Genomic DNA, 26,136 nt, shown 5'->3' on the forward strand with positions numbered 1-26,136 from the left:
TGCATTCAAAACTCAAACGGAGGAGTTCCATGCAGAATCTCAACTTTCACCCCGCCGGCCGCCACTTCCTGCAGATTCCCGGTCCGAGCCCGGTGCCGGACCGGATCCTGCGCGCCATCAGCTACCCGACCATCGACCATCGCGGCCCGGAATTCGGCGCGCTCGGCCTGAAGGTGCTGGATGGGATCAGGCAGATCTTCAAGACCGAACACCCGGTGGTGATCTATCCGGCCTCGGGCACCGGCGCGTGGGAAGCCGCCTTGTCGAACACCCTGAGCCCCGGCGACACCGTGCTGATGTTTGAAACCGGACACTTCGCCACGCTGTGGAAGAAGATGGCCGAGAACCTGGGCATCCGCCCTGAGTTCCTCGGCCTGCCGGGCGTCGAAGGCTGGCGCAACGGGGTGCAGGCCGACATGATCGAGGCCCGCCTGCGCGCCGATGCCACGCATGCCATCAAGGCCGTATGCGTGGTGCACAACGAAACCTCGACCGGCGTGACCTCCGATATCGCCGCGGTGCGCCGCGCCATCGATGCGGCCGGGCACCCGGCGCTGCTGCTGGTCGACACCATTTCCGGGCTGGCCTCCGCCGACTATCGCCATGACGAATGGGGCGTCGACGTGACCGTGTCGGGCTCGCAGAAGGGCCTGATGCTGCCGCCGGGCATCAGTTTCAACGCGGTATCGCCCAAGGCCATCGAGGCTTCGCGCTCGGCTCGGCTGCCGCGCAGCTTCTGGGGCTGGAACGAGATCATCGAGATGAACCGGACCGGCTACTGGCCCTACACCCCCAGCACCAACCTGCTGTACGGGCTGTCGGAAGCGCTCGACATGATCCTGGAGGAAGGGCTGGACAACGTCTTTGCCCGCCACCAGCGCCTGGCCGAGGCCTGCCGCCGCGCGGTCAGGGCCTGGGGCCTGGAGATCCAGTGCGCGGATCCTGCGGTGTACAGCCCGGTGCTGACCGGCGTGATGATGCCCGACGGCGTCGACGCGGACGTGGTGCGCAGGCATATCTACGAGCGCTTCAACATGTCGCTGGGCGCCGGCCTGGGCAAGGTCAAGGGCCGCATGTTCCGCATCGGCCATCTGGGCGACTGCAACGACCTTACGTTGATGGCCACGCTGGCGGGCTGCGAGATGGGGCTGAAGATCTCGGGCGTGCCGGTCGCCGCCAGCGGCACCGTTGCCGCCATGGACTATCTCGCCGCGCATACCGTGCCGCTGTCGCTCAAGGCTGCCGCCTGACGCAGCCCTTTCCATCTGGTACGGGGACGGGCGCACGCGCCGCCCCGGCCGGATACTGATCCCAACGGATCAGCGCAGCACTGCCGTACCTGACATAAAAACAGAGGAGACGCTGTGGATACGACTCTGCAGGCGGGAGCAAGGATCAGGACGTTCGAGGATGCGACCTATCGCAAGGTGAGCTGGAGGCTGGTGCCATTCCTGATGGTCTGCTTCCTGATCGCCTATCTCGACCGTGTCAACGTAGGTTTTGCCAAGCTCCAGATGTCGCAGCAACTGGGCTTCAGCGAAACCGTCTATGGGCTGGGCGCCGGGATTTTCTTTATCGGCTACTTCCTGTTCGAAGTGCCGAGCAACCTGGCCTTGCACAAGTTCGGCGCCAAGGTATGGATCGGCCGGATCATGATCACGTGGGGGATACTGTCCGCCTGCTTTGCCTTCGTGGAGACGCCTGCCCAGTTCTACACGCTGCGCTTCCTGCTGGGGCTGGCGGAGGCGGGCTTCACGCCCGGCATCGTGTATTACCTGTCGTGCTGGTATCCGTCGCACCGGCGCGCCAAGATCATGGCCATCTATTGCATGGGTTCGCCGCTGTCCGGCATCATCGGCAATCCGCTGTCCGGCTTCCTGATGGGCAGCATGGCCGGCGTCGGAGGGTGGGGCGGCTGGCAATGGATGTTCATCATCGAGGCGGTGCCGGCGGTGCTGCTGGGTTGCTTCTGCTTCTACTACCTCGACAACTCGATCGCCAGGGCCAAGTGGCTCACCAGCGACGAGAAGCGCGTGCTCGAGCAGGCCAAGGCGGAGGACATCAAGGCGGCGGACCCGCAGGCCCGCGTCGGCAGGGTGTTTACCGATCCGCGCGTCTGGCTGATCAGCCTGATCTGCTTCTGCTATGTCACGGGCCAGTACGGCATCACGCTGTGGCTGCCGACCTTCATCAAGTCGACCGGTGTCAGCGATCCGCTGCATATCGGCCTGCTGAGCGCGATCCCGTACATGGCCGCCATTGTCGCGATGTATTTCTTCGGCCGTAGCGCCGACAAGCACCGCGAACGGCGCTGGCACCTGATCATCCCTTGCATGATGGGCGCGATCGGTTTCCTGGCGCTGCCATGGGTGATGCACAACACCGCGCTGTCGCTGGTGTTCCTGTCGATCGCCGCCGCCGGCATCCTGACCTGCACCCCGCTGTTCTGGTCGCTGCCGACGGCGTTCCTCAGCGGTGCGGCGGCGGCCACGGCCATCGCCATGAGCAATTCGATCGGCAATCTGGCCGGCTTCACCAGCGGCTACATGATCGGCTACCTGCGCGACGTGACCCAGAGCGGCAGCAGCGCCTACTACATGATCGCCGGCATGCTGGTCCTCGGCGCCTTCGCGATCTGGACCATTCCCGCCAGGCTGGTCAACCGATAGCCGGGCCAGGCGGGGCGCGGCCACCTTGCCGCGGCCCCGCCGCACTCCCCCCAACCCTACGCGCCCGTGCGGCGCATGGAAGTCCCCTCATGAAAACCTCGTACCAACCGGCGCCGCACGGCCCGGGCCAGCACGCGCCGTTCAGCGTGGTGGAAGCCACCGTTGCCGGTGCGCATGCCGCGATGCGCGACGGCACGCTGACGGCGCGCCAGCTGGCCAGCCGCTGCCTGGACCGCATTGCCACCTATGACCAGCGCGGCCCAGCGCTGCGCAGCATCCTTCAGGTCAATCCGCAGGCACTGGAAGAAGCGGACCGCATCGACGCCACCGCTGCGCGCAATCCCTCGCAGGCGCTGGCGCCGCTGCAGGGCATCCCGGTGCTGGTCAAGGACAACATCGAATGCGCCGGCATGGCTACCACCGCGGGCGCCGAATGCCTGCGCGACAACCTGTCAGCCAACGATGCCTTCGTCATCCAGAGGTTGCGCGAGGCGGGCGCGGTGGTGCTGGCCAAGACCAACCTGCATGAGCTTGCGTCCGGTGGCGAGACCGTCAGCACGCTGGGCGGGCAGACGTTGAATCCCTATGACCTGGGACGCACGCCCGGCGGCTCCAGCGGCGGCACCGCCGCCGGCATCGCCGCGAGCTTCGGCGTGCTTGGTATCGGCACCGACGGGGTCAATTCGATCCGCTCTCCGGCTTCGGCCAATAGCCTGGTCGGACTGCGGCCGACCATGGGTCTGATCAGCCGGGCCGGACTGGTCCCGTGCGGGCTGACGCAGGACACCATCGGTCCGATCACGCGCACCGTTGCCGATACCGCGCTGATGCTCGATGTCATCGCCGGTTATGACCCCGCCGACCCGGTCACCAGCGAAGGTCCCGGCCATGTCCCGGCGAGCTATGCGGCGAGCCTCGACCGCGACGGACTCAGGGGCGCGCGCATCGGCGTGCTGCGCAGCTTTTTCGGCAGCCAGGATGTGCATCGACCGGTCAACGCCGTGATGCAGCAGGCGCTGGCCGTCATCGCCGCGCAGGGCGCCGAACTGGTCGACATCGAGGACGCGATCAGCCCCGACGCGCTGCTGGCTTCCACGCTGGTGCACCACTACGAGATGGAGCGCGATCTCGACGCCTACCTGTCGCAGTTGCCGCCCGGCGTGCCGGTACGGTCCATGCAGGACATCATCGCCGCGGGCGGCGTGCATCCCAGCGTGGCCGGAACGCTGGCCACCGCGGTCGCGCTGAGCGAGCAGCAGGCCGAATACCGCGAGCGCATGCAGCGCCAGCACACCCTGCGCCAATGGCTGCGGGACCTGATGGCGCGGCACCGGCTTGACGCGCTGGTGTTTCCGCACCAGCGGCGGCTGGTGGTTCCGATCGGGGAGACCCAGGCCGAGCGCAACGGCGTGCTCGCGTCGGCCACCGGCTTTCCCGCCATCGTCATCCCGGCCGGGTTTTCCGCGCCGCAGCGCAATGCGCCGCAAGGCGTGCCGGTGGGGCTGGAATTCTTCGGCCTGCCCTTCACCGAGCCCGTGCTGTTGCGCCTGGCGTTCGCGGCCGAGCAGGCCTTGCTTGCCCGCCGGCCGCCGCACTCGACGCCGGCCCTGGAGTAACGGCGCGCCGGAACGAAGTTTTATCGCTGCTCGACAAATGCCCGCCGCTCACGGCGGCACCAGGCTCGCGGACACACCGCGGCGACCTCTAGACGAGGAGGAGACAAAGATGGGCGCAGAAACTGTAGTTCAATCGCCGAATTCCCCCCAGCAGCAGGAGCTGGACCGGGCCATGGACGGCATCGGGGTGACCGCCTCGCACAAGAAGATCATCTTCATGATCATGCTGGGCGTGATGTTCGACGTGTTCGAGCAGAACGCCGTCGGCCTGATCGGTCCCATGCTGCGCGAGCAGTGGGGGATTTCGGTGGCGGAAATCGGCTTTCTCAACACGCTGACGTTCAGCGCCGCCGCGCTGGGGCGCATCGGCTCGGGCTATATCGCCGACCGCTACGGCCGGCGCGCGATGCTGAGCGCCAACCTGCTGCTGTTCACGCTGGGGGCCATCATCTGCGCGCTGGCGCCGAACTACTGGGTGCTGGCGGCGGGCCGCTTTATCGTCGGCATCGGCCTGGGCGGCGAGATCTCGATCGCCGTGACCATGCTGGCGGAACTGTGTTCGACCCGCTTCCGCGGCACGGCGGTGGGCCTGGTCAGTGTCGGCAGCGGCGGCCTGGGCAATATGCTGGCGCCGGCATTCGGCCTGGCGGTGTTCGCCTTGTTCCCGGGACCGGACAGCTGGCGCTGGCTCTTTGCCTGCCTGGTGCTGCCGGCGTTCTTCGTCATCTTCTATCGGCGCTTTATCCCGGAGACGCCGCGCTTCCTGCTGTCCAAGGGCCGGGTGGACGAGGCCAACCGGGTGCTGTCGGTGCTGGCATCGGGCCGGCTCGGCAAGCTCGACGGCGAGCCCACGCCCTATATCAAGGCGGCGATTCAGGACGAAGCGCCGCGCGCCAAAGTGCGGTTGAGCGATATCTTCAAGGGCCGGCTGGGACGGCGCACCATCGCGCTGGGCATTGCGGTGTCGATGACTTATGGCGCGCAGATCTCGGTGCTGACGCTGATGCCGACCATCCTGATGGCGCAGGGATATACCATCTCCAAGAGCTTTCTCTTCACCATGGTGATGCAGAGCGGCAGCCTGTTCGGCGCGCTGGCCGCGTCGTACTGCGGCTATCACATCCCGCGCAAGCGGGTGCTGACCGTCGGCGCGGGCCTGGCCTGCGCAGCGGGGCTGTGCTTCGGCTTCCTGACGTATAACGTTGCGCTGGTGCTGCTGTTCGGCGCGGCCTTTACGTTCTGCGTGGTGTTGCTGAATACCTCGATCTGGATCTTCGCGCCGGAACAGTATCCTACCCATGTGCGCGCCTTCGGCACCTCGCTGATCCTGGCGCTTGGCACCTTGGCAGGGGCGCTGACGCCGCTGGTCAGCGGGCGCGTGTTCGAGAGCTACGGCGTTGGCGGCATGTTCAGCATGCTGGCGGCCATGTATGGCGTCTTTGCGCTGGCGGTGCAGTTCGCGCCTGAAACCTTCGGCCGCGCCATGGGCGAGACCGACGATGACGCCGAAGGCCAGCGCGAGGTCCGCGGCGAAACGGCCAACGCCAGCGCTTCATAAAGCGTGGACGCGCCCGCCAGCGTGCGGGCGCGGCTTGCAGGGCAATATTCTTGATCCACAAGGACTCAACCAAGTCATGACAACTACCGATATCGACCGCGTCGCCCAGGCCCTGCTCAGCGCGCGGCGCGAACGCCGCTGCGCCGATGCGCAAGCATTCGCCACGGCGCTCGCCAACGCCGGGCAGGCCTACGCGGTGCAAGCCATCGTCGCGCAGTCACTGGGCTGGCAAGAGGCCGGCGCCGCGTACTGGAAATCCGGCGGGCCTTCTCGCGACGCCACGATGACCCATGCGCGGCTGCCGGCGGCCGGGGTCTGGAACAGTCCTGCGCATGCCGGCGACTGGCCCTTTACGTGGCGCGGCATCGAGGCGGAGATCGCGCTGCGGCTGGGGCAGGGCGTGAATGCGGCGCAAGCGGCCAGCCTCGACTATGCCGATGCAGCGGCACTGGTCGAGGCGATGGCGGTGTCCATCGAGATCGTCGATTCGCGCTGGCAGCAGTACGTGAAGGCACCCGCCTTGCTGAAGCTGGCGGATCTTCAGGCGCATGGCGCATTGGTACTGGGGGCGTGGCGCGACTATGCCGCGCGCGACTGGGCCAGCCAGCGCTGCGTGGTGCAGATCGGCGCGCAGACTTTCGAGCGCCGCGGCACCCACGCGCTGGGCGATCCGGCCTATGGACTGGTTGCCTGGCTGCGCCATGCGACGCGCGACGGAGCCCGCGTCGAGGCCGGCACGGTGGTCACCACCGGTACCTGGGTCGGCATCCTCGATGCCGCCGCGGGCGACCTGGTGACGGTGGCGTTCGAAGGCATCGGCGAGGCCTCGGTCCAGCTTTGAGGCGCAGGCCCCGAAGCGCGGGGCGTCAGCTGTGGAAGCCCACGCCCCGCATGATCAGCCGCAGCACCCACGCGGCCACGCCCAGTGCCGCCACGCTCGCGGCCCAGATCAGCACCAGCCAGCCGACGCGGCGCAGCCAGGTGCCGGCGCCGGTGCCGCCGCTGTCCGGGTGCGGCGCACCCATCAGTGATAGCCCTCGCCGTGGCGCACCTTGCCGCGGAACACGTAGTAGGCCCACACCGTGTACATCAGGATGAAGGGCACGATGAAGAGCGCGCCCACCAGCGCAAAGCCCTGGCTTTGCGGCGGCCCCGCGGCCTCCCAGATCGAGATCCCGGGCGGGATGATATTGGGCCAGACGCTGATCGCCAGCCCGCTGTAGCCCAGGAACACCAGTGCCAGCGCATACAGGAAGGGCGAGATATCGGGCTCGCGGCGCAGCGCTCGCATCAGCATGAACATGCACAGCGCCACCAGGATCGGCACCGGCGAGAACCAGAACAGGTTGGGCAGGCTGAACCACCGATCCGCAATTTCGGGATGGGTCAGCGGCGTCCACAGGCTGATCACGGCGATCACCGCCAGCAGCAGCCATGCCAGCGTGCCGGTCAGGCGGATCATGCGCTGCTGCAGGTCGCCCTCGGTCTTCATGATCAGCCAGGTGCTGCCCAGCACGGTGTAGGCCACGATCAGGCCCACGCCGCAGAACAGCGGGAACGGCGCCAGCCAGTCCAGCGGGCCGCCGGCAAAACGGTGGCCTTCCAGCTTGATGCCGTCGATATAGGCGCCCAGCGCCACACCCTGGAAGAAGGTGGCCGTGGCCGAGCCGAGGATGAAGGCGGCGTCCCACACCGGGCGTTCGCGGTCATTGGCCTTGAAGCGGAACTCGAACGCCACGCCGCGGAAGATCAGGCCCAGCAGCATCAGCATCAGCGGCAGGTAGAGCGCGCTCAGCACCACCGAATACGCCAGCGGGAACGCCGCCAGCAGCCCGGCGCCGCCCAGCACCAGCCAGGTCTCGTTGCCGTCCCACACCGGCGCCACGGTGTTCATCATCACGTCGCGGTCATGCCGGTCAGGCACGAACGGGTACAGCATGCCGATGCCCAGGTCGAAGCCGTCCATCACCACATACATCATCACGCCAAAGAAGATGATGACGATCCAGAGAAGCGAGAGATCGATGCCCATGTGTCAGCTCCGGGTGCGTGCGGTGGGGGTGGGGGCGAGCGCTTCATCGTCGTCCACGGCCGACAGGGGCCGCGCCGGCGTATGCTCGCGACCGGGGCCGCCATGCGGCTTGGGCTCTTCCAGCAGCGGACCCTTGCGCACCAGACGCATCATGTAGGCGATGCCGACGCCGAACACGAAGCAATACGCAACCACGAAGATCGCCAGCGTCACCGCCAGTTCCGGCACGCCGTGCGGCGACACCGCGTCCGCGGTGCGCTGCAGCCCATACACCACCCACGGCTGGCGCCCGATCTCGGTGGTGTACCAGCCGGCCAGGATCGCGATCACGCCTGCGGGTCCCATCCACAAGGCCATATGCAGGAACGGACGGACGCGATAGATCCGGTCGCGGCGCCGCAAGACCAGGCTCCACACGCCCAGCAGGATCATCAGGAGCCCCAGCCCCACCATCACCCGGAACGACCAGAACAGGATTGCCGCATTGGGCCGGTCTTCCGGCGGGAACTCCTTCAGGCCCTGGATCTGCCCGTCCCAGCTGTGGGTCAGGATCAGGCTGCCCAGGTGCGGCACTTCGACCGCGAAGCGGGTTTCCTCGCGCTCCATGTCGGGCCAGCCGAACAGCAGCAGCGGCAGGGCCTCGTTGCCCTTGTTTTCCCAATGCCCCTCCAGCGCGGCGATCTTGGCGGGCTGGTGCTTGAGCGTATTGAGGCCGTGGAAGTCGCCGATCACCGCCTGGATCGGCGCGACGATCAGCAGCATCCACATCGCCATCGACAGCATCTTGCGGATGGCGGGATTGTCCCGTCCGCGCAGCAGGTGCCAGGCGGCGGAGGCGCCGACAAACAGCGCAGTGGCCAGGAAGGCCGCCACGCTCATATGCACCAGGCGATACGGGAACGACGGATTGAAGATGACTTCGAACCAGTTGGTGGGCACCACGCGGCCGTCGATGATCTCGAAGCCCGCCGGCGTCTGCATCCAGCTGTTCGACGCCAGGATCCACGTCGCCGAGATCAGCGTGCCCAGCGCCACCATCACGGTGGAGAAGAAATGCAGCCCCGGGCCGACCCGGTTCCAGCCGAACAGCATCACGCCAAGAAAGCCGGCTTCCAGGAAGAAGGCGGTCAGCACTTCATAGGTCAGCAGCGGCCCGGTGATGCTGCCGGCAAACTCGGAGAAAAAACTCCAGTTGGTGCCGAACTGGTAAGCCATCACCAGGCCGGAAACCACCCCCATGCCGAAGTTGACGGCAAAGATCTTGGACCAGAAGTGGTAGAGGTCGCGGTACAGCGGCCGTTGCGTGCGCAGCCAGCAGCCCTCGAGCACGGCCAGATAGGCGGCCAGGCCAATGGTGATGGCGGGAAAGACGATGTGGAAGGAAATGGTGAAGCCAAACTGGATGCGGGCGAGGTCGAGCGCGGTCAAACCAAACATGTCGTGTTCTCCGGGGCGCTGGCCTGGCGCATGCCTTGGACGGGCGCGGACCGCCTTTGAACAAACTCTGGCAGTCGGATCCGTGGGCAGGAGCGCGCCGGGGGCGCGGGGGCGCAGGCGCGTGCGGTAAGCGTAGTGTACGCCGCGCGGACCGCAAAGGGCAGCGTGATGCCCGGTGGCAGCCGGGCGACATATCGCCGCACCTTCGGGCACGCGCGGCCGTCGTTGCGCCGCGCAGGCCATTGCCGATGAACAGATCGTAGCGGACCCGCGCGAGGCGGAACAGAATCAAGTCCGGAGAAAAAAACCGTATCAGATTTGCGCATTGCATCAGGGATGAGGGCTGACAACGCGGGCAGGGAAGTGCATAGTTATGCGCCCTGTCTCGCCGCTCTCTTGCGTCCTTCCCCGTGCCCTTCGATTCCACCTTGCTGATCGTCATTGCCGGCGCCGCCGTGGCGGGCTTCGTCCAGGGCTTGTCCGGCTTTGCCTTCGGCATGGTGGCGATGTCGTTCTGGGCCTGGGCGATCGAACCGCGCCTGGCGGCGGCGATGACGGTGTTCGGCGCGCTCACCGGCCAGTTGCTGGCGGCCGCGTCGGTGCGCCGCGGCCTGTCGTGGCGGCGCCTGTGGCCCTTCGTTGCCGGCGGCGTGGCCGGCATCCCGCTGGGCGTGGCGGTGCTGCCGCTGCTCGACGCGCAGTGGTTCAAGGCGGTGCTGGGCGCCTTCCTGACGCTGTGGTGCCCGGTGATGCTGATGGCGCGGCGGCTGCCGCATATCGGCGTGGGCGGGCGCGTGGCCGACGGCGTGGCCGGCGCCGCCGGCGGCGTGATGGGTGGCATCGGCGGCTTTACCGGCGTAATTCCCACGCTGTGGTGCACCCTGCGCGGCTTCGACAAGGACGAGCAGCGCGCCGTAATCCAGAACTTCAACCTCGCCACGCTGGCCATGACCATGGCCGCCTATGTCGGCCAGGGCATCGTCACGCGCGAGATGCTGCCCATGTTCCTGGTGGTGGCGCCGGCGATGCTGGTGCCCACGCTGCTGGGCACCCGGCTTTACCTGGGCATCAGCGAGGCAACCTTCCGCAAGATCGTGCTGTCGCTGCTGACGGCGTCAGGGATGGCGCTGCTCGCCACTTCCGTGCCGGTGCTGGTCGCGCGCGGCGCTGGCTAGGGCCGCGCCAGCGCGTCTTCCACGAACAAGAGACGGTCGTTGCCCCAGAACAGCTCGTCGCCGACGATAAAGCTGGGCGCGCCGAACACGCCGCGCGTGACCGCGTGCTCGGTGTCGCGCTTGAGCGCCTGCTTGACTTCCGGGTCGTCCACCAGCGTCAGCGCGGCCCGTGGATCGAAGCCCGCGGCGGCCAGCACCGCGCCGATCTCGGCCGGGTCGTTGAGGTTACGGCCCTGTTCCCACATTGCGCTGAACATGGCGTCGGCATAGCGCAGGAAGGTGGCGTCGTCCTGGCGCAGGTAGCCGGTGGCGCCGCGCATCAGCATCAGCGTATTCACCGGGAAATGCGGATTCTGCCGGAACGGCACGCCATAGCGCCCGGCCCAGCGCGCGGTGTCGGCATGCAGCCAGCCCAGCTTGGCGGGCACCTCGGCGGGACTGTGGTTGCCGGTGGCCTTGAACACGCCACCGAGCAGAATCGGACGCCAGACGATGGTGGCGCCGGTGCGCTGCGCCACGCGCGGCAATTCCTTCCATGCCAGGTATGAGTAGGGGCTGCCGAAATCAAAGAAGAATTCCACTTGCCTGGTCACGGCCGGTCTCCTGTTGTGGTGGTCTGTATGCGCTGCGTGTTGTGCGTTGTGCGTGCGCTGGCGGCGCGCCTTGCCTACCAGCGTTCCATCCAGGGACGGAGGTCAAGCTCATGCGTCCACGCGTCGCGTGGCTGCTGGTGCAGCATCCAGTAGGTATCGGCGATATGGTCGGGATTGACGATGCCGTCCTGGGCCTTGGCCGCGTAGCGCTCCGGGAAGTTCTCGCAAATCCACTCGGTGTCGATGGCAGCATCGATCACCAGGTGCGCGACGTGGATGTTCTTTGGCCCCAGTTCGCGCGCCATGCTTTGCGCCAGCGCCCGCAGCGCGTGCTTGGCGCCGGCAAAGGCGGCCATGTTCTCGCGCCCGCGCAGGCTGGCGGTGGCGCCGGTAAAGAAGATCGAGCCCCGTTGGCGCGGCAGCATCGCGCGCGCGGCCTCGCGGCCCATCAGGAAGCCGCCGAAGCACGCCATCTCCCAGACCTTGTAGTACACGCGCGCGCTGGTCTCGGTGATGGGAAACTGCACGTTGGCGCCGATATTGAAGACCGCCACCTCCAGCGGCGCGATCTCGCGCTCGATGCGCGCGATCAGCTCGACGGTCTGGTCTTCCTTGCGCGCGTCGCAGCCAAAGGCATGGGCTTCGCCGCCATCGGCGCGGATCTGCTGCACCAGCGGCTGCAGCTTGTCGGCATGGCGGCGCGTCACGCAGGCAACGTAGCCCTCGCGGGCAAAGCGCCTTGCAATGGCGCCGCCGGTGGCGTCGCCAGCCCCGACGACGAGGACGGCCTTCTTTTCGGGCATGGATGTCTCCTGGCTTGGTGCCCCGCCTGGCGTGCGCGGGGCTCCCCGGAGCATGATCCTAACAGCGATGGCGCAAGCGCGCCGGCCCGCACGCGCAACCTATTGCCGCGCCGCCGCCTCTTGCCGCAGGCACGCCACCAGCTGGTCGGTGCCGATCGACGGCGCGCGTTCGCGCAGCGTGATGATGCCCACGGGTGGCAGCTCGACCGGCACCTCCATCTTCAGCACCTGCAGCCGGCCTTCCTGCTGCATCGCCATGGCAACCGATGCGGCCATGAAGGCGGCGGCCCCGCGCTGATCGACGAAGGCGGCCTGGGCCAGGTACGAGGAGGTCTCGATCACGTCCTGCGGCGGATGCAGGCCGTGGCGGAAGAAGGCTTGCTCGATCTTCACCCGCAGCGAAGCCCACGGCGGCGGCAGCACGCACGGCATCGCGGCCAGGTCGGCCCAGCCCGGCCGGGCCTTGCGCGCCAGCTTGTGGCCACGCCGCACCACGACCACCATCGGCTCTTCATAAAGCGCTTCGGTCAGCAGGTCGGGCGCGGCATAGCCGGGCTCGAGCCGGCCCACGATCAGGTCGAGTTCGCGCAGGCGCAGCTTGGGCAGCAGGTGGGTCAGGTCGCCTTCCTCCACCAGTACGGTGGCGTGCGCGTGGCGCTGCTTGAGTGTGCCGACGGCCTGCGCCAGCAGCACCGGCAAGGCCGCGCCCATCGAGCCCACGCGGATGCGCCCGGACGCGCCGCTCTGCACCGCGGCAATCTCGTCGCGGGTCTGTTCGTACTGCGCCAGCACCGAGCGCGCAAAGCGCACCAGCGACTCGCCCGCGGGAGTCGGCTCGGTGCCGCGGGTAGAGCGCGTGAACAGCGTCAGCCCCATCATTTTCTCGACCTCGGTCAGCACCTTGGACACCGCCGGCTGGCTCACCGACAGGAATTCCGCGGTGCGGCCGAGATGGCGAAACTCGTCCAGCGCCACCAGCAGTTGCAGGTGGCGCAGCTTGATATTGGAGCGCAGCGCGCGGTCGATCTGTACCACGCCCGCAGTCTATCTAACCTCGAGGTTATGAAGCAATGCCAATTTTCGATTGGATTGTTATGGACGGAGACAACAGAATGCGGGCATGACGAGGCTGGCAGCGCCGGTCCCGCCGATAATCAGAACATCGGAGACACCTGCAAATGACTCAAGCATTTCCCATCGATGCCAAGCGCCGCCGCCTGCTCATCGGAGCCGCCGCGGGTGCCACCGGCGTGCTGTTGCCGGCCACGCGCGCGTTGGCCGACCAGTACCCGGAGCGTCCCATCACCTTCATCTGCCCGTGGCCGGTGGGCGGCACCGCCGACCAGTCGATGCGCGCGCTGTGCCAGGTGGCCGGCGGCATCCTGAAGCAGTCGATCGTGGTGGAGAACCGCGCCGGCGCGTCCGGCATGATCGGCACCAAGGCGCTGGCGCGCGCCAATCCCGATGGCTATACCATCGGCCAGATCCCGATCTCGGTGACGCGCTTCGCGCAGCTCGGCATGCTGCAGCTGGACCCTCGCACCGAGCTGACCTACCTGGCGCGCACCTCGGGCCAGACCTTCGGCATCGCGGTGCCGGCCAGCTCGCGCTACAAGACGCTGCAGGACGTGGTGGCCGCCGCCAAGGCCAGCCCCGGCAAGCTCACCTATGCGCACGCCGGCATCGGCGGCGCCACCCATGTCGGCATGGAACAGTTCGCGCTGGCCGCCGGCATCCAGTTCAATGCCATCGCCTACAAGGGCGGCGCCGCCGCGCTGCAGGACGTGCTGGCCGGGCAGGTGGAACTGCTGGCCGATTCCAGCTCATGGGCGCCGCATGTCGAAGCCGGCAAGCTGCGCCTGCTGGCAACGTGGGGCGAACAGCGCGCGACCCGCTTCAAGGACACGCCCACGCTCAAGGAGCTGGGCTACAACGTGGTGGTGGAAGCGCCCAACGGCATCGGCGCGCCCAGGGGCCTGCCGCCTGCCGTGGAAAAGAAGCTGCGCGACACCTTCCGCGCCGCGGTCGCCAGCAACGAGTTCAGACAGGTCGCGGCGCGGCTGGACGCGCCCGTGATGTACCTGGACGGGCCCGACTACAAGAAGTACGTTGCCAGCGTCTATGAACAGGAAACCCAGCTGATCCAGCGCCTCAAGCTGAAAGAACTGCTGCAGCAAAGCTGACGGCACGCGAAGGCCAAGACCCAGTGAATCCCAATCCCGTCATCCGGCTGCACCCCAACGACAACGTGCTGGTCGCGCGCAGCGACCTCGCCCTGGGCCAGCAGCTGGCCGATCCGGCCGTGCGCGTGCGAGCGCAGGTCCCGGCCGGCCACAAGATCGCGGCCTGCGCCATCGCGGCCGGCACCCCGGTGCGCAAGTTCGATACCGTCATCGGCATGGCCCTGCGCGATATCGCGCAGGGCGAGCACGTGCATGCGCACAACCTGACGCTGGTCGATTTCTACCGCGATCCGGCCTTCTGCCAGGATGTGCGTCCGGTGGATTACGTGCCGGAGGCGCAGCGCGCCACCTTCAACGGCTTTGTGCGCGCGGACGGCCGCGTCGGCACGCGCAACTTCATCGGCATCCTGTCGTCGGTCAATTGCTCGTCCACCGTGATCCGCCAGATCGCGGCGCATTTCACGCCGCAGCGGCTCGCCGGTTATCCCAATGTCGATGGCGTGGTCGCCTTTGCGCAGACCAGCGGCTGCGGCATGTCATCGCCGAGCGAGCATTTCGACGTGCTGCGCCGCACGCTGGCCGGCTATGCGCGCCATCCCAACCTGGCCGGGGTGCTGATCGTCGGGCTGGGCTGCGAGCGCAACCAGGTCGCGGCGCTGGTGGAGTCGCAAGGGCTGGAGCCGGGGCCCGCGGTGCATACGCTGGTGATGCAGGATGCCGGCGGCACGCGCGCCACCATCGCGGCCGGAATCCGCGCGATCGAATCGATGCTGCCGGCGGCCAATGCCGCGCTGCGCCAGCCGGTGCCTGCCAGCCATCTGAAGATCGGGCTGGAGTGCGGCGGCTCCGACGGTTTTTCCGGAATCAGCGCCAACCCCGCGCTGGGCGCGGCAATGGATATCCTGGTGCGTCATGGCGGCACGGCGATCCTGTCGGAGACCCCGGAGATCCATGGCGTCGAGTTCATGCTGACGCGCCGCGCGGTCACGCCGGAAGTGGGGCAGAAGCTGCTGGACCGCCTCGCCTGGTGGGAGCGCTACACCGCCGGCCACAACGCGCAGTTCAACGGCGTGGTCGGCCATGGCAACCAGCAGGGCGGCCTCGCCAATATCTTCGAGAAGTCGCTGGGCTCGGCCATGAAGGGCGGCACCACGCCGCTGCAGGCGGTCTATGAGTACGCCGAGCCGATCGACCAGGCCGGCTTTGTGTTCATGGACTCGCCCGGCTATGACCCGGTGGCCGTCACCGGCCAGATCGCCAGCGGCGCCAACCTGATCTGCTTTACCACCGGACGTGGCTCGATGTTCGGCTCCAAGCCGGCGCCGACGATCAAGCTGGCGTCGAACTCGGCGATGTATCACCGTCTCGAAGAAGACATGGACATCAACTGCGGCCTGGTGCTCGACGGCGAGCTGAGCGTGCCGCAGATGGGCCAGCGCATCTTCGACCATATCCTGCGCGCGGCCTCGGGCGAGCCCACCAAGAGCGAATTGCTCGGGCTGGGCGACAACGAGTTCGTGCCGTGGCACCTCGGCATCGTCAGCTGAGGCGCGCGTTACCCATCTCTCTCCACACATATCGATGCTGACGCTTTCCGAGCCCACGCTGCTGCGCAGCCAGAACCTGGTCGATGGCCAATGGCGCGAAGCCGGCCTGGCTGCGCGATTTCCCGTTACCGACCCGGCCACCGGCGAGGCCTTCGCCAAGGTGGCCGACAGCGATGCCGGCGATGCGCGCCTTGCCGTCGACGCCGCGGCCGCGGCCTTCCCGGCATGGAGCCGCCGGCCCGCCCGCGAACGCGCGCAGCTGCTCAAGCGCTGGCATGCGCTGATCCTTGCCCACCAGGAAGACCTGGCGCGCATCATCTCGACCGAACAGGGCAAGCCGCTGAAGGAGGCGCGCGGCGAGGTGCAGTACGGCGCGTCGTACGTGGAATGGTTTGCCGAGGAAGCCACGCGCATCTGCGGCGACATCGTGGCCGAGGCCGTGCCCGGCCGCAAGCTGCTGGTGCTGAAAGAGCCGGTGGGCGTGGTCGCGGCCATTACGCCATGGAACTTCCCGCTGGCGATGATCGCCCGCAAGATCGCGCCGGCGCTGGCCGCGGGCTGCACGGTGGTGGCCAAGCCCGCCGAGGACACGCCGTTGACGGCGCTGGCACTGGCGTGGCTGGCGCAGCAGGCCGGCATGCCGGCGGGCGTCGTCAACATCGTTACGGCGTCGCGCGAACACACGCCCGGGGTGGTCGATGCCTGGCTGGCAGACAGCCGCGTGCGCAAGGTCACGTTCACCGGCTCGACGCCGGTCGGCAAGCACCTGGCGCGCGAATCGGCGGCGACGCTGAAGAAGCTCTCGCTCGAGCTGGGCGGCAATGCGCCGTTCATCGTCTTCGACGATGCCGACCTCGATGCCGCGGTCGATGGCCTGATGGCATCCAAGTTCCGCAACGGCGGGCAGACCTGCGTGTGCCCGAACCGGGTCTATGTGCATGACGCCGTGCACGACGCGTTTGTAGAGCGCGTGGCGCAGCGCGTGGGCGCGCTCCATGTCGGCCCCGCCACCGAAGACGCCGCACAGATCGGGCCGATGATCAATGCCCGCGCCGTCGACAAGATCGCGCGCCATGTCGAAGATGCGGTGGCACGGGGCGCGCGCGTGGTCACCGGCGGCAAGCGCGTGCGCAGCGCCGACGGCCCGCATTATTACGCGCCGACGGTGCTGGTCGATGCCACGCCGGCGATGCAGTTGTCATGCGAAGAGACCTTCGGCCCGGTCGCGCCGATCTTCCGCTTCCGCGACGAAGCCGAGGTGATCCGCGACGCCAACGACACCCCGTTCGGCCTGGCCGCATATTTCTACTCCAACGATATCCGCCGCATCTGGCGCGTGGCGCAGGCGCTGGAAACCGGCATGGTCGGCATCAACGAAGGCGCGATCGCGGCCGAGGCGGCGCCGTTCGGCGGCGTCAAGGAATCCGGCTACGGGCGCGAAGGCTCGCGCCACGGGCTGGACGACTACATGCATAGCAAGTACCTTTGCCAGGGCCAGCTCGGCTGAAGCGCCACGCGCCATCCCTTCGCTCCAGGAAATCCCCATGCCCGCAAACAACCCCTTCAAGACCGCACTGGCCGCGCGCCAGGCGCAGATCGGCCTGTGGCTGTCGATGGCGACGCCGTACCTGGCCGAAGTCTCGGCCACCGCAGGCTTCGAATGGCTGCTGATAGACGGCGAGCACGCGCCCAACGACCTGCGCTCGACCCTGCACGCGCTGCAGGCCGTGGCGCCGTATCCGGTGCAACCGGTGGTGCGCGCCGTGGCCGGCGAAGTGCCGCTGATCAAGCAGTTGCTGGATATCGGCGCGCGCAGCCTGCTGGTGCCGATGGTAGATACCGCGGAGCAGGCGCGCGCGCTGGTCAGCGCCACGCGCTACCCGCCGACTGGCATCCGCGGCGTGGGCAGCGCCATCGCGCGCGCGTCGCAGTGGAGCGCGCGCACCGATTACCTTGACGTGGCCGACGACGAAATCTGCCTGCTGGTGCAGGCCGAAACCGTCACCGCGCTGCAGAACCTGGAAGCGATCTGCGCGGTGGACGGCGTCGACGGCGTCTTCATCGGCCCGGCCGACCTGGCCGCCTCGATGGGCTACCGCGGCCGCCCCGGCCATCCGGACGTGCAGGCCGCCATCGAGGACGCAATGCGCACCATCATCGCCAGCGGCAAGGCCGCCGGCACGCTGACGTCGGACCCCGCGCTCGCGCGCCGCTACCTCGACCTGGGCTGCACCTTCGTCGCCACGGGCGTGGACGTGATGTTGTATGCCAATGCCGCGCGCAAGCTTGCCGCTTCGTTCCGTGAGCCGCATGCAGGCGCCGCCGCGGACAAGCCGTCCGCCGCATATTGATCCGCATCTCCTTCGCCTTGTCTCCATGACCGCCGAGCTACCGAACCCAGATACCACTTTGCGCGCGATGCAGGCCATCGTCGGCGCCAACGCCTGCCGCAGCGGCGACGCCGACACGCAGGCCTACGTCACTGACTACCGCGGCATCTATCGCGGGCGGGCCCAGGTGGTGGTGCTGCCAGCATCGACGGAAGAAGTCAGCCGCGTGCTGCAGTGGTGCCATGCGCAGCGCGTGCCAGTGGTGCCGCAGGGCGGCAATACCTCGCTGATGGGCGGCGCCGTGCCCGATGACAGCGGCACTGCCGTGGTCGTCAACCTGAGCCGCATGAACCGCGTGCTGGCCATCGATCCCGTCAACGACACCATGACCGTGCAGGCCGGCGTCACGCTGAGCGCGGCTCGCAGCGCCGCCGAAGCGCAGCAGCGCCTGTTTCCGCTGCGTATTGGCTCGGAGGGCTCGTGCCAGATCGGCGGCAACCTGTCGACCAATGCCGGCGGCACGGCGGTGCTGCGCTACGGCAATATGCGCGACCTGGTGCTGGGCCTCGAGGTGGTGCTGCCCGATGGCCGCATCTACTCGTCGCTGCGCGGCCTGCGCAAGGACAACACCGGCTACGACCTCAAGCAGCTGTTCGTCGGCGCGGAAGGCACGCTCGGCATCATTACCGGCGCCGTGCTCAAGCTGATGCCCCAGCCGCGCAGCAGCGCCGTGGCCTTCGTCGCGGTGCGGGACCCCGCCGCTGCCGTGGCCTTGCTCGGCGAAGCCAAGCGCCTGTCCGGCCAGGCCGTGACCGCATTCGAGCTGGTCTCGCGGCCCGCGCTGGAGCTCGTGCTGGAATACCTTGGCAATGTCGCGTCGCCGCTGCAGGACCGGCACGACTGGATGGTGCTGGTCGAACTGACTTCCGGCACCGACGCCGACAGCCTCAACGCGACGTTGATGGAGATCCTCGAATCCGGCTTCAGCCAGGGCTTGGTGCTGGACGCTGCCGTGGCCGCGAGCCTGTCGGATGCGCAGACCTTCTGGCGCATCCGCGAAGAGATCTCCGACGCGCAGACCCGCACCGGCGGCAGCATCAAGTGCGATGTCTCGGTGCCGCTGTCGCGCATCGCCGCGTTCGTGGAAGAGGCGTCGGCCCGGGTGCTCGAACTGGTGCCCGATGCGCGCATGGTGATCTACGGCCATATGGGCGACGGCAATGTGCATTTCAACCCGCTGCGGCCCAAGGACCAGCCCACCAGGGAATTCCTGGCGCAATGGTACGAGCGGGTCTCCGTGCTGGTCGACGGCATGGCCCACGCGGAGAACGGCTCGATCTCGGCGGAGCATGGCATCGGCGTGGCCAAGCGCGATGACCTGACGCGCTACAAGTCGCCGGTGGAGCTGGAACTGATGTGGCAGGTGAAGCAGGCGCTGGATCCGCTGAACCTGCTCAATCCGGGCAAGGTGCTGCCGGCACCGACGCGCTAGCGGGCTGTCGTTTCCAGCGGCCGGCACGCGGGCAGGGCGCGCGTGGCAGGAATCGCCCATCTGGGCTAAGGTGTCAGCTATCCATAACGCGCCGGGGCGGGGCATCGCTGCTCCCTACCATGGCGCACAGCATGGCCGGCCCCACCGGCCCAGACACCGATGACCGCCCAATCCCCCGACATCGCGCTCGCAGCTGTCCCCATCTCCCTTCAAAAGCCCGAACTCGACTACCCCTGCGGCGACGCCCCTGAACCGGGGCGCGCGCGGGAAGTCGCACCCGGCGTCCTGTGGCTGCGCATGCCGATGCCGCTCGGGCTGAACCATATCAACCTGTGGGCAATCCGCGACGGCAGCGGCTGGGCCGCGGTCGATGCCGGCCTGCAGACCCCGGAAACCGCGCAGGCCTGGCGCGCGCTGTTCGCCGCCGGCGGCGCGCTGGAAGGTGGCCTGAGCCGCCTGTTCGTGACCCATATGCATCCGGACCACATCGGCATGGCCGGCTGGCTCACCGGCAAGTTCGACTGCCAACTCTGGATGACGCGGCTCGAATACCTGATGTGCCGCGTGCTCGCCGCCGATACCGGACGCGCCGCGCCGGACGACGCGATCGCGTTCTATCGCAAGGCCGGATGGGATGACGAAGCGATCGAGGTGTACCGCACCCGCTTCGGCGGCTTCGGCAAATACGTGCACGCCCTGCCGGAAAGCTTCCGCCGTCTCTCCGACGGCGATACCGTCCGCATCGGCGCGCACGACTGGCAGGTCATCGTCGGCACCGGCCATTCCCCCGAACATGCCTGCCTGTACTGCCCGGCGCTGAAGCTGCTGGTATCGGGCGACCAGGTGCTGCCGCGCATCTCTTCCAACGTATCCGTGTTCCCGACCGAGCCCGACGCCGATCCGATGGCCGACTGGCTGGCCTCGCTCGACAAGGTCCGTGCCGCCGTGCCGGACGATGTGCTGGTGCTGCCCGCGCACAACGAACCGTTCCGCGGGCTGCACGCACGGATCGACTATCTGCGCGCCAGCCAGATGCAGGCGCTGGACCGGCTGCGCGGGGCGCTGGCCGAACCGAGGCGGGCGGTGGATGTGTTCGGGGAATTGTTTTCGCGGCCGATTACGGGGAGTGGGGGGCTGCTGGGGATGGCGACGGGGGAGAGTATTGCGCATTTGAACTATCTGCTGCATCGTGGGGAAGCGGTGCGGGAGATGGCGGCAGATGGGTGCTATTGGTATCGGTTGGGGTAGCTGGCGACGGGGCGGGAGGCTTGTTGTGCCCGATGGTGTTGCTGACGTACAACGACCATCGACTCCCCGGCCCTCGCTGAAGCACGCAATTGTCTACAGGATGGCGGCAATGTTTGCCGCTTTTTTTTCGCGGATCGAGCCGATCGGACCGGCTTCAACGCGGAAGACGAATTGAGAAAATTCCGAATCGCTGCGCGGCTTTCAAGGGTTCAGCGCGGAGCAGACAACGCGGCGACCAGAAAGTAAGGCGTACCCGCACGCGTCCTAATCCATCTGCGATCCACTTCCCCACAAAGCAGGCTCGCCTTTTCTTCATCCGTAGAAATAAGCCGGGGTTTCCGCCTACTTCTCAGTGACAAATTCCGAGAAGTCTGTGTCGGTGCGACGCCGCACAGACGATAGGCAGGGCGGGGCCCATAGGGGTTTCGCCTGGCAATCCGGGCTGGTGTCATCGGAATTTCGCCACGTGACTTAATCCCGTCATCATTTATGGCTGATGGACTACACGGATTAACTATTTTCCCTTTGTTTGATTTGTCTGGGTATTTTCTCTCCTATTTTACGGGCTCCAAATATTTTGAGTTGTTGATTGATCCGGCGATTATCCTGCATCTCTGGCTGAGGATAGGATTAATCTGATTTTGCAGTGCAGCAAAACTGTGGTATCCGGCCGCAAGACCCAAGCCCGGCGCGGATCTCGGTAGTGCTGATTGGTCCACTCATCCGTCTCTGAGTGGACCGAAATGCATCTCGCCGCAGGCAAAATGTGCTGTCATCACCCTTCTGGGGGGTGCGTGTGGAAAATTGTTACCAGATGTTGCCAGCGTTGCGACTGGCCCGTAATATTGCGCGCTGCAAAAGTAGCCGTGGCGTAAAGCGCCACCCGGTCAAAAAAAACACAAACGAATAATGCGTGGAGCAAATCGGGAACCGGTCGCCGGCAGCATGCTCGTGGCCTGTCGGTCATTGGCTGGCCAGCCGCCTCGCACCTCGCGGCTGGCGAGGCCTCAGTGGGCCGAGATCGTCCCATCGTGCGAGGCTGGTGTATGTGCATTAAAACGCACGTTTTGTGGCCGGGCCTTTTATGCCTTCACCCTGAGCGACATCCAGCAATGAACCGGGCCTCGGTCCGGTCGGACGTCTCCGTCGCGGTTTCCGTCTGGAAGGCGCTTTTCTTGCGCGAGGCCACTGGTCGCCTGGCGGGAGGGCGTGCGGCCTGGCTCTGGATCCTGCTGGAGCCGTCGGCCCACATCGTCTTCCTGATGGTGGTCTTCGGCGTGATCCGGCATCAGGTGAGGCAAGACGCAAATATTGAAGTCTTCATCCTTGTCGGCGTGTGGGGATTTTTCCTGGTCCGGAACATTGCCCAACGCGGCATGGAAGCCATCTCTGCGAACCAGGCGTTGTTCTCTTACCGGCAAGTACAGCCAGTCGATACCGTACTGGTTCGTGCCGCAGTCGAAGCATTCCTGTACGTCATCGTCGGCGCGGTGCTGCTGGCCGCGCTTGCACTGCTCGACATCGACATACGCCCGGCCGACCCCTTGCTCGTCATGTGGTCGGCGTTCCTTCTGTGGGCCTTCGGGCTCGGTCTCGGCCTGATGCTTTCGGTGATCGGCACGCTCCTGCCGGGGCTGGGCAAGCTCATCAAGATCGCTTTCACGCCGCTCTACTTCCTGTCCGCCGTCATGTATTCGGTGTCCAGCCTGCCGCTGGGCATGCGCAATGCCGTGCTGGTGAACCCGATCACGCACGGGCTCGAAGCCATGCGCAGCGGCTGGTTCGCTGCATACCGCGGCGAAGCACATATCAGCCTCGGATTCCTGGCCTTCTGGGCACTGGTCACGGTATTCCTCGGCCTGGCCCTGCATATGCGATACGCAACCAGGCTGACGGCGCAATGATTGAAATCACCGACGTCCACAAGCGCTATCGCACCGCCCATGGCTCCAAGTGGGTGCTGAAAGGCGTATCGCTGTGTATCCCGCCCAAGAGCCGCGTGGCGCTGATTGGCGCGAACGGCGCAGGCAAGTCCACGCTGTTGCGGCTGGTCGGTGGGATCGACCAGCCCAACAGCGGGCGCATCGAGCGCAACTGCAGGGTCTCGTGGCCGCTCGGGCTGTCCGGTGGATTCCAGGGCTCGCTCAGTGGCCGGCAGAACACCAAGTTCGTCTGCCGCATCCATGGCATCAGCGACGGCCTTGCCGACAAGCTCGAATTCGTGCGCGAGTTCTCTGAACTGAACGACGCCTTCGATGACCCGGTAAAGACCTATTCGTCCGGCATGCGATCGCGTCTGGCCTTCGCCATGTCGCTTGCCTTTGATTTCGATACCTACCTGGTGGACGAGCTGACGGCGGTCGGTGATGCGGCGTTCAAGCGCAAGTCCCAGAAAGCCTTCGAAGATCTCGCCGGCCGCGCAGGCCTGGTGATGGTCTCGCACAGCGAATCCACACTGAAAAATTTTTGCCAGGCGGCGGTCTGGCTGCATCAGGGCCGCGCGCATTGGTTCGATTCCGTCGAGGAAGCCCTGCGCGAGTACAGGGAAAGCATCACAGCATGATGAAGACGATCACGTCGGGCGCCGCAGGGCAGATTGGCCGCCTGACACGCATGAACAGCCTGAACCGCCTGAACCGCATCTGGCAGGTGGCTATCGCCGCCTGCCTTGTCGCCGTTGTGTACTGGAGTGTGATTGCCTCCGACCTCTTCGTGTCGGAAGCGCGCGTCGTTATCGAGCGCAGCGATGGCGTGGGTGCCAGCGCGAGCGACTTCACTTCGCTGCTGGTCGGCAACACCGCGCCACAGGACCTGCTGCTGCTGCGGGAATACCTGCTCTCTGCGGACATGCTCAAGAAACTGGACGAGCGCCTGGGCCTGCGCAAGCACTACGCGGACAGCGGCCGGGACCCGTTGTCCCGGCTTTGGTTCGAGGATGCGTCGCTTGAGCGTTTCCATGATTACTATCTGAAACGCGTGAGCGTCGAATACGATGACTTCGCCCGCGTTTTAGTGATCAAGGTCCAGGCGTACACCTCGGAAATGGCCCACGCCATCAGCACCGAACTGGTCCGGGACGGCGAACGCTTCATGAACGAAATGACTCACCGCATCGCCAGCGAGCAGGTGGTCTATATCGAGAAACAGGTACACGACCAGGGCGAACGCCTGAAGGCGGCACGTCAGGCGCTGGTTGCCTACCAGAACGCCAATGGCCTGGTATCGCCGCGCGGCGAAGTCGAGAGCCTCTCGACCGTGGTGGCAAACGCCGAGGCAACCCTTGCCGAACTGCATGTCAAGCGGAATTCCCTGAAGGACGTCTTTACGCCCCAGTCCCCGGCAATCCAGCAGATCGACGCCCAGATCGCCGCAGTCGAGCGCCAGATGGCAGAGCAGCGCGGCCGGATGGTCTCCACGAAAGGCCGTGGCCTGAACCGCGTCGTGGAAGAGCACGACCGCCTGCAAGCTGCAGCGGAATTCGCCTTCGATATCTACAAGACCGCTATCGGCGCGCTGGAAAAAGCGCGGATCGAGGCAACGCGCAAGCTCAAGAACGTGGCCGTCGTGCAAAGCCCGACGCGCCCGGAATATCCGCTTCAACCCAGGCGCATTTACAACATCGTGGTCTTTGTCCTGATGACGTTGATGCTTGCTGGCGTCGTGCAACTGATGAGCGCCATCATCCGCGACCACCGGGACTAGAAATGCTTAGAAGAATCATCACCCTTGCAGTGGCCGCCGCAGGACTCGCGGCCGTCAATAGTGCGCTTGCGCAGGCCGGAACGCGCATGGCGCAGTCGCCAGCCATCGGGCAAATGGATTATGCGGTCATTGCGGCGCAGGGCGGCACGTCACCTGCTGGCACCACGTTCAGCACGGGCACCGCTGCCGCGCCCATGGTCCCCGCTCGAGCCGAAACGTCTCTGCCTGAGAGCGCTCCGCAGAACAACGACTACACCGCCAACATGGCGAGCGACGCCTTTGGCGCGCAGCTCTTCACCGGCGCGTTCAGCCGCGACAGCGCATCCATCTTCAATCCCAGCCACGTCATCTCCGTCGGTGACCGGATTCAGCTGAGGATCTGGAATGGCTACAACGTCGACACAGTGCTGACCGTAGACGCGGGCGGCACCATCCTGTTGCCCGAAATCGGCCCGTTCCGGGTGCAGGGCATCACCAACGGCAACCTGCAGACGGCAATCAGCAATGCGCTGCGCCGGGTGTTTGCCAGCAAGGTGTCGATCTATGCCAGCCTGCTGGCAGCCCAACCGGTGCGCGTGTATGTGACCGGCGCTGTTCGCCGGCCCGGCATGTACGACGGCACGTCGAGCGACAGCGTGCTCCGCTATCTCGACCAGGCCGGCGGTATCGATCCGGACCGCGGATCGTTCCTGGATGTCGCGATCAAGCGTGGCAACCAGACGCTGGAAGTCGTGAACCTTTATGACTTCCTGCTGAAAGGCGATCTGACTTCCCGGCAACTGAACAACGGCGACGTCATTTTCGTCCAGTCCCGCAAGAAGACCGTTAAGGTCAGCGGTCTGGCAGAAAACGCAAAGCGATTCGAGTTCATGGGCGACCAGGCCCGCCTCGACCAGTTCGTCCGCCTGGCCAAGCCGCTGCCTGAAGCCACCAACGTGCGGGTGGTGCGCAACAGCGGAACTGTACGGAACGTCGAATACTTCCCCATCTCGCAAGGCAACCAGATCGACCTGCGGGATGGCGACGAGATCGAATTCACGGCTGACAAGCGGCCGGGGACGATCACGGTCCGCGTTGAAGGCGAGCACACCGGCCCCCAGGAATTTGTTCTGCCCTATGGCACCCGCATGGGCCACCTGCTCAGTCAGGTCCAGTTCACGCCGGAATCGGATTCTGAGAGCATCCAACTGTTCCGCCAGAGTGTGAAGGCACGACAGAAGGCATTGCTTGGTGCCACGCTGAAGACCCTAGAGTCCAGCGTATTGACCGCTCGCTCTGGGACGGCGGAGGAAGCTCAGCTGCGCAAGGAGGAAGCCGCACTGATGCTGCAGTGGGTGGAACGCGCAAAGAAGATTGAGCCCACCGGCCAGACATTGATTGCGAAATCCGAGGCCCGCAATGGTCTGCTTCTTGAAAATGGCGACATTCTTCGCGTGCCGGTGAAGGATGGTCTTGTGCTGGTCAGCGGCGAGGTGCTCTTTCCCAACGCCGTTGCCTATGACAAGAGCATGGACCTGGATGAATTCATCCAGCAGGCCGGAGGCTTTTCACAGAACGCTGACACGTCGCGCGTAATCATCGCGCACCGCGACGGTAGCTTCTCTGACGGCAAGAAGGATGGCGCGGTTCGAGCAGGCGACGAGATCATGGTGTTGCCGAAGGTGGACTTCAAGACGCGTCAGTTTGCGAAGGATGTCTTCCAAATTCTTTACCAAATCGCCATTAGTGCGAAGGTAGTGCTGGGGTTATAA

22 protein-coding genes are annotated in these 26,136 nt (G+C 66.2%); 16 read left to right on the forward strand and 6 right to left on the reverse strand.

The annotated features are described in order from the left end of the window. Positions 1 to 29: 29 nt before the first annotated feature. The 5 genes from CBM2586_RS22420 to CBM2586_RS22440 all read left to right on the forward strand — a co-directional run bounded on the left by CBM2586_RS22420 (position 30) and on the right by CBM2586_RS22440 (position 6,684). On the forward strand, positions 30 to 1,250 hold the full coding sequence (locus tag CBM2586_RS22420; RefSeq protein ID WP_115664704.1) for a pyridoxal-phosphate-dependent aminotransferase family protein: 1,221 nt from the start codon (positions 30 to 32) through the stop codon (positions 1,248 to 1,250). A gap of 114 nt (positions 1,251 to 1,364) precedes the next feature. After that, positions 1,365 to 2,669 carry an MFS transporter gene (locus CBM2586_RS22425; RefSeq protein ID WP_115689869.1) on the forward strand — a complete coding sequence of 435 codons (1,305 nt, stop codon included), beginning with the start codon at positions 1,365 to 1,367 and terminating at the stop codon, positions 2,667 to 2,669. Positions 2,670 to 2,758: 89 nt separating this feature from the next. After that, positions 2,759 to 4,285 (forward strand): amidase family protein, encoded by a 1,527-nt coding sequence (locus CBM2586_RS22430; protein WP_115689873.1) that lies wholly within the window; start codon positions 2,759 to 2,761, stop codon positions 4,283 to 4,285. Between the two features lie 109 nt (positions 4,286 to 4,394). Continuing rightward, entirely contained in the window at positions 4,395 to 5,843 is a 1,449-nt protein-coding gene (locus CBM2586_RS22435) for an MFS transporter (protein ID WP_115689875.1), read from the forward strand. Between the two features lie 76 nt (positions 5,844 to 5,919). Further along, on the forward strand, positions 5,920 to 6,684 hold the full coding sequence (locus CBM2586_RS22440) for a fumarylacetoacetate hydrolase family protein (RefSeq protein ID WP_115689877.1): 765 nt from the start codon (positions 5,920 to 5,922) through the stop codon (positions 6,682 to 6,684). Between the two features lie 25 nt (positions 6,685 to 6,709). Here the strand turns inward: CBM2586_RS22440 and CBM2586_RS22445 are convergent, their stop codons facing one another. From CBM2586_RS22445 to CBM2586_RS22455, 3 genes are read right to left on the reverse strand one after another with little or no spacing between them, the layout of a single operon-like run. Beyond that, positions 6,710 to 6,868: a DUF2474 domain-containing protein gene (locus CBM2586_RS22445; protein WP_115664691.1), complete on the reverse strand. Its 159-nt coding sequence runs from the start codon at positions 6,866 to 6,868 to the stop codon at positions 6,710 to 6,712. Continuing rightward, positions 6,868 to 7,875 carry a cytochrome d ubiquinol oxidase subunit II gene (cydB, locus tag CBM2586_RS22450; protein ID WP_115664689.1) on the reverse strand — a complete coding sequence of 336 codons (1,008 nt, stop codon included), beginning with the start codon at positions 7,873 to 7,875 and terminating at the stop codon, positions 6,868 to 6,870. Before cydB ends, CBM2586_RS22445 begins: the two co-directional genes overlap by 1 nt. Before the next feature lie 3 nt (positions 7,876 to 7,878). Further along, positions 7,879 to 9,312 (reverse strand): cytochrome ubiquinol oxidase subunit I, encoded by a 1,434-nt coding sequence (locus tag CBM2586_RS22455; protein ID WP_115689879.1) that lies wholly within the window; start codon positions 9,310 to 9,312, stop codon positions 7,879 to 7,881. A 410-nt stretch (positions 9,313 to 9,722) separates the two neighbouring features. Between CBM2586_RS22455 and CBM2586_RS22460 the strand changes: the two genes are divergently transcribed. Next, on the forward strand, positions 9,723 to 10,487 hold the full coding sequence (locus CBM2586_RS22460) for a sulfite exporter TauE/SafE family protein (protein WP_115664685.1): 765 nt from the start codon (positions 9,723 to 9,725) through the stop codon (positions 10,485 to 10,487). Here CBM2586_RS22460 and CBM2586_RS22465 read toward each other — a convergent pair. The 3 genes from CBM2586_RS22465 to CBM2586_RS22475 all read right to left on the reverse strand — a co-directional run bounded on the left by CBM2586_RS22465 (position 10,484) and on the right by CBM2586_RS22475 (position 12,918). Beyond that, positions 10,484 to 11,080 carry a 2-hydroxychromene-2-carboxylate isomerase gene (locus tag CBM2586_RS22465; protein WP_115664684.1) on the reverse strand — a complete coding sequence of 199 codons (597 nt, stop codon included), beginning with the start codon at positions 11,078 to 11,080 and terminating at the stop codon, positions 10,484 to 10,486. The two genes, CBM2586_RS22460 and CBM2586_RS22465, sit on opposite strands and share 4 nt — an antisense overlap. 74 nt (positions 11,081 to 11,154) lie before the next feature. Continuing rightward, positions 11,155 to 11,883 (reverse strand): SDR family oxidoreductase, encoded by a 729-nt coding sequence (locus tag CBM2586_RS22470; protein WP_115689881.1) that lies wholly within the window; start codon positions 11,881 to 11,883, stop codon positions 11,155 to 11,157. A gap of 99 nt (positions 11,884 to 11,982) precedes the next feature. Then, a complete protein-coding gene (locus CBM2586_RS22475) occupies positions 11,983 to 12,918 on the reverse strand; it encodes a LysR substrate-binding domain-containing protein (RefSeq protein ID WP_115689883.1) in 936 nt (311 codons plus the stop codon). A 143-nt stretch (positions 12,919 to 13,061) separates the two neighbouring features. Here CBM2586_RS22475 and CBM2586_RS22480 point away from each other — a divergent pair, with 143 nt between their 5' ends. From CBM2586_RS22480 to CBM2586_RS22525, 10 genes are all read left to right on the forward strand, one after another. Beyond that, entirely contained in the window at positions 13,062 to 14,066 is a 1,005-nt protein-coding gene (locus tag CBM2586_RS22480; protein ID WP_115689885.1) for a Bug family tripartite tricarboxylate transporter substrate binding protein, read from the forward strand. Positions 14,067 to 14,089: 23 nt separating this feature from the next. Further along, on the forward strand, positions 14,090 to 15,613 hold the full coding sequence (locus CBM2586_RS22485; protein WP_115689887.1) for a UxaA family hydrolase: 1,524 nt from the start codon (positions 14,090 to 14,092) through the stop codon (positions 15,611 to 15,613). Between the two features lie 34 nt (positions 15,614 to 15,647). Beyond that, complete coding sequence (locus CBM2586_RS22490; protein ID WP_115664675.1) at positions 15,648 to 17,120, forward strand: NAD-dependent succinate-semialdehyde dehydrogenase; 1,473 nt, start codon at positions 15,648 to 15,650, stop codon at positions 17,118 to 17,120. A gap of 37 nt (positions 17,121 to 17,157) precedes the next feature. Then, complete coding sequence (gene hpaI, locus CBM2586_RS22495) at positions 17,158 to 17,964, forward strand: 4-hydroxy-2-oxoheptanedioate aldolase (protein WP_115689889.1); 807 nt, start codon at positions 17,158 to 17,160, stop codon at positions 17,962 to 17,964. 25 nt (positions 17,965 to 17,989) lie between these two features. After that, a complete protein-coding gene (locus CBM2586_RS22500) occupies positions 17,990 to 19,435 on the forward strand; it encodes an FAD-binding oxidoreductase (RefSeq protein ID WP_115689891.1) in 1,446 nt (481 codons plus the stop codon). Between the two features lie 159 nt (positions 19,436 to 19,594). Beyond that, entirely contained in the window at positions 19,595 to 20,683 is a 1,089-nt protein-coding gene (locus CBM2586_RS22505) for an MBL fold metallo-hydrolase (RefSeq protein ID WP_115689893.1), read from the forward strand. Positions 20,684 to 21,795: 1,112 nt separating this feature from the next. After that, positions 21,796 to 22,587 carry an ABC transporter permease gene (locus CBM2586_RS22510; protein ID WP_115689895.1) on the forward strand — a complete coding sequence of 264 codons (792 nt, stop codon included), beginning with the start codon at positions 21,796 to 21,798 and terminating at the stop codon, positions 22,585 to 22,587. Then, on the forward strand, positions 22,584 to 23,246 hold the full coding sequence (locus CBM2586_RS22515; RefSeq protein WP_115689897.1) for an ABC transporter ATP-binding protein: 663 nt from the start codon (positions 22,584 to 22,586) through the stop codon (positions 23,244 to 23,246). Before CBM2586_RS22510 ends, CBM2586_RS22515 begins: the two co-directional genes overlap by 4 nt. Continuing rightward, entirely contained in the window at positions 23,243 to 24,385 is a 1,143-nt protein-coding gene (locus CBM2586_RS22520; protein ID WP_115689899.1) for a chain-length determining protein, read from the forward strand. The genes CBM2586_RS22515 and CBM2586_RS22520 overlap by 4 nt, the downstream gene beginning before the upstream one ends. A 2-nt stretch (positions 24,386 to 24,387) precedes the next feature. Next, positions 24,388 to 26,136 carry a polysaccharide biosynthesis/export family protein gene (locus CBM2586_RS22525; RefSeq protein WP_115689901.1) on the forward strand — a complete coding sequence of 583 codons (1,749 nt, stop codon included), beginning with the start codon at positions 24,388 to 24,390 and terminating at the stop codon, positions 26,134 to 26,136.

Origin of the sequence: Cupriavidus taiwanensis (genome assembly GCF_900250115.1) — a bacterium.
GTDB lineage: Bacteria > Pseudomonadota > Gammaproteobacteria > Burkholderiales > Burkholderiaceae > Cupriavidus > Cupriavidus taiwanensis_B.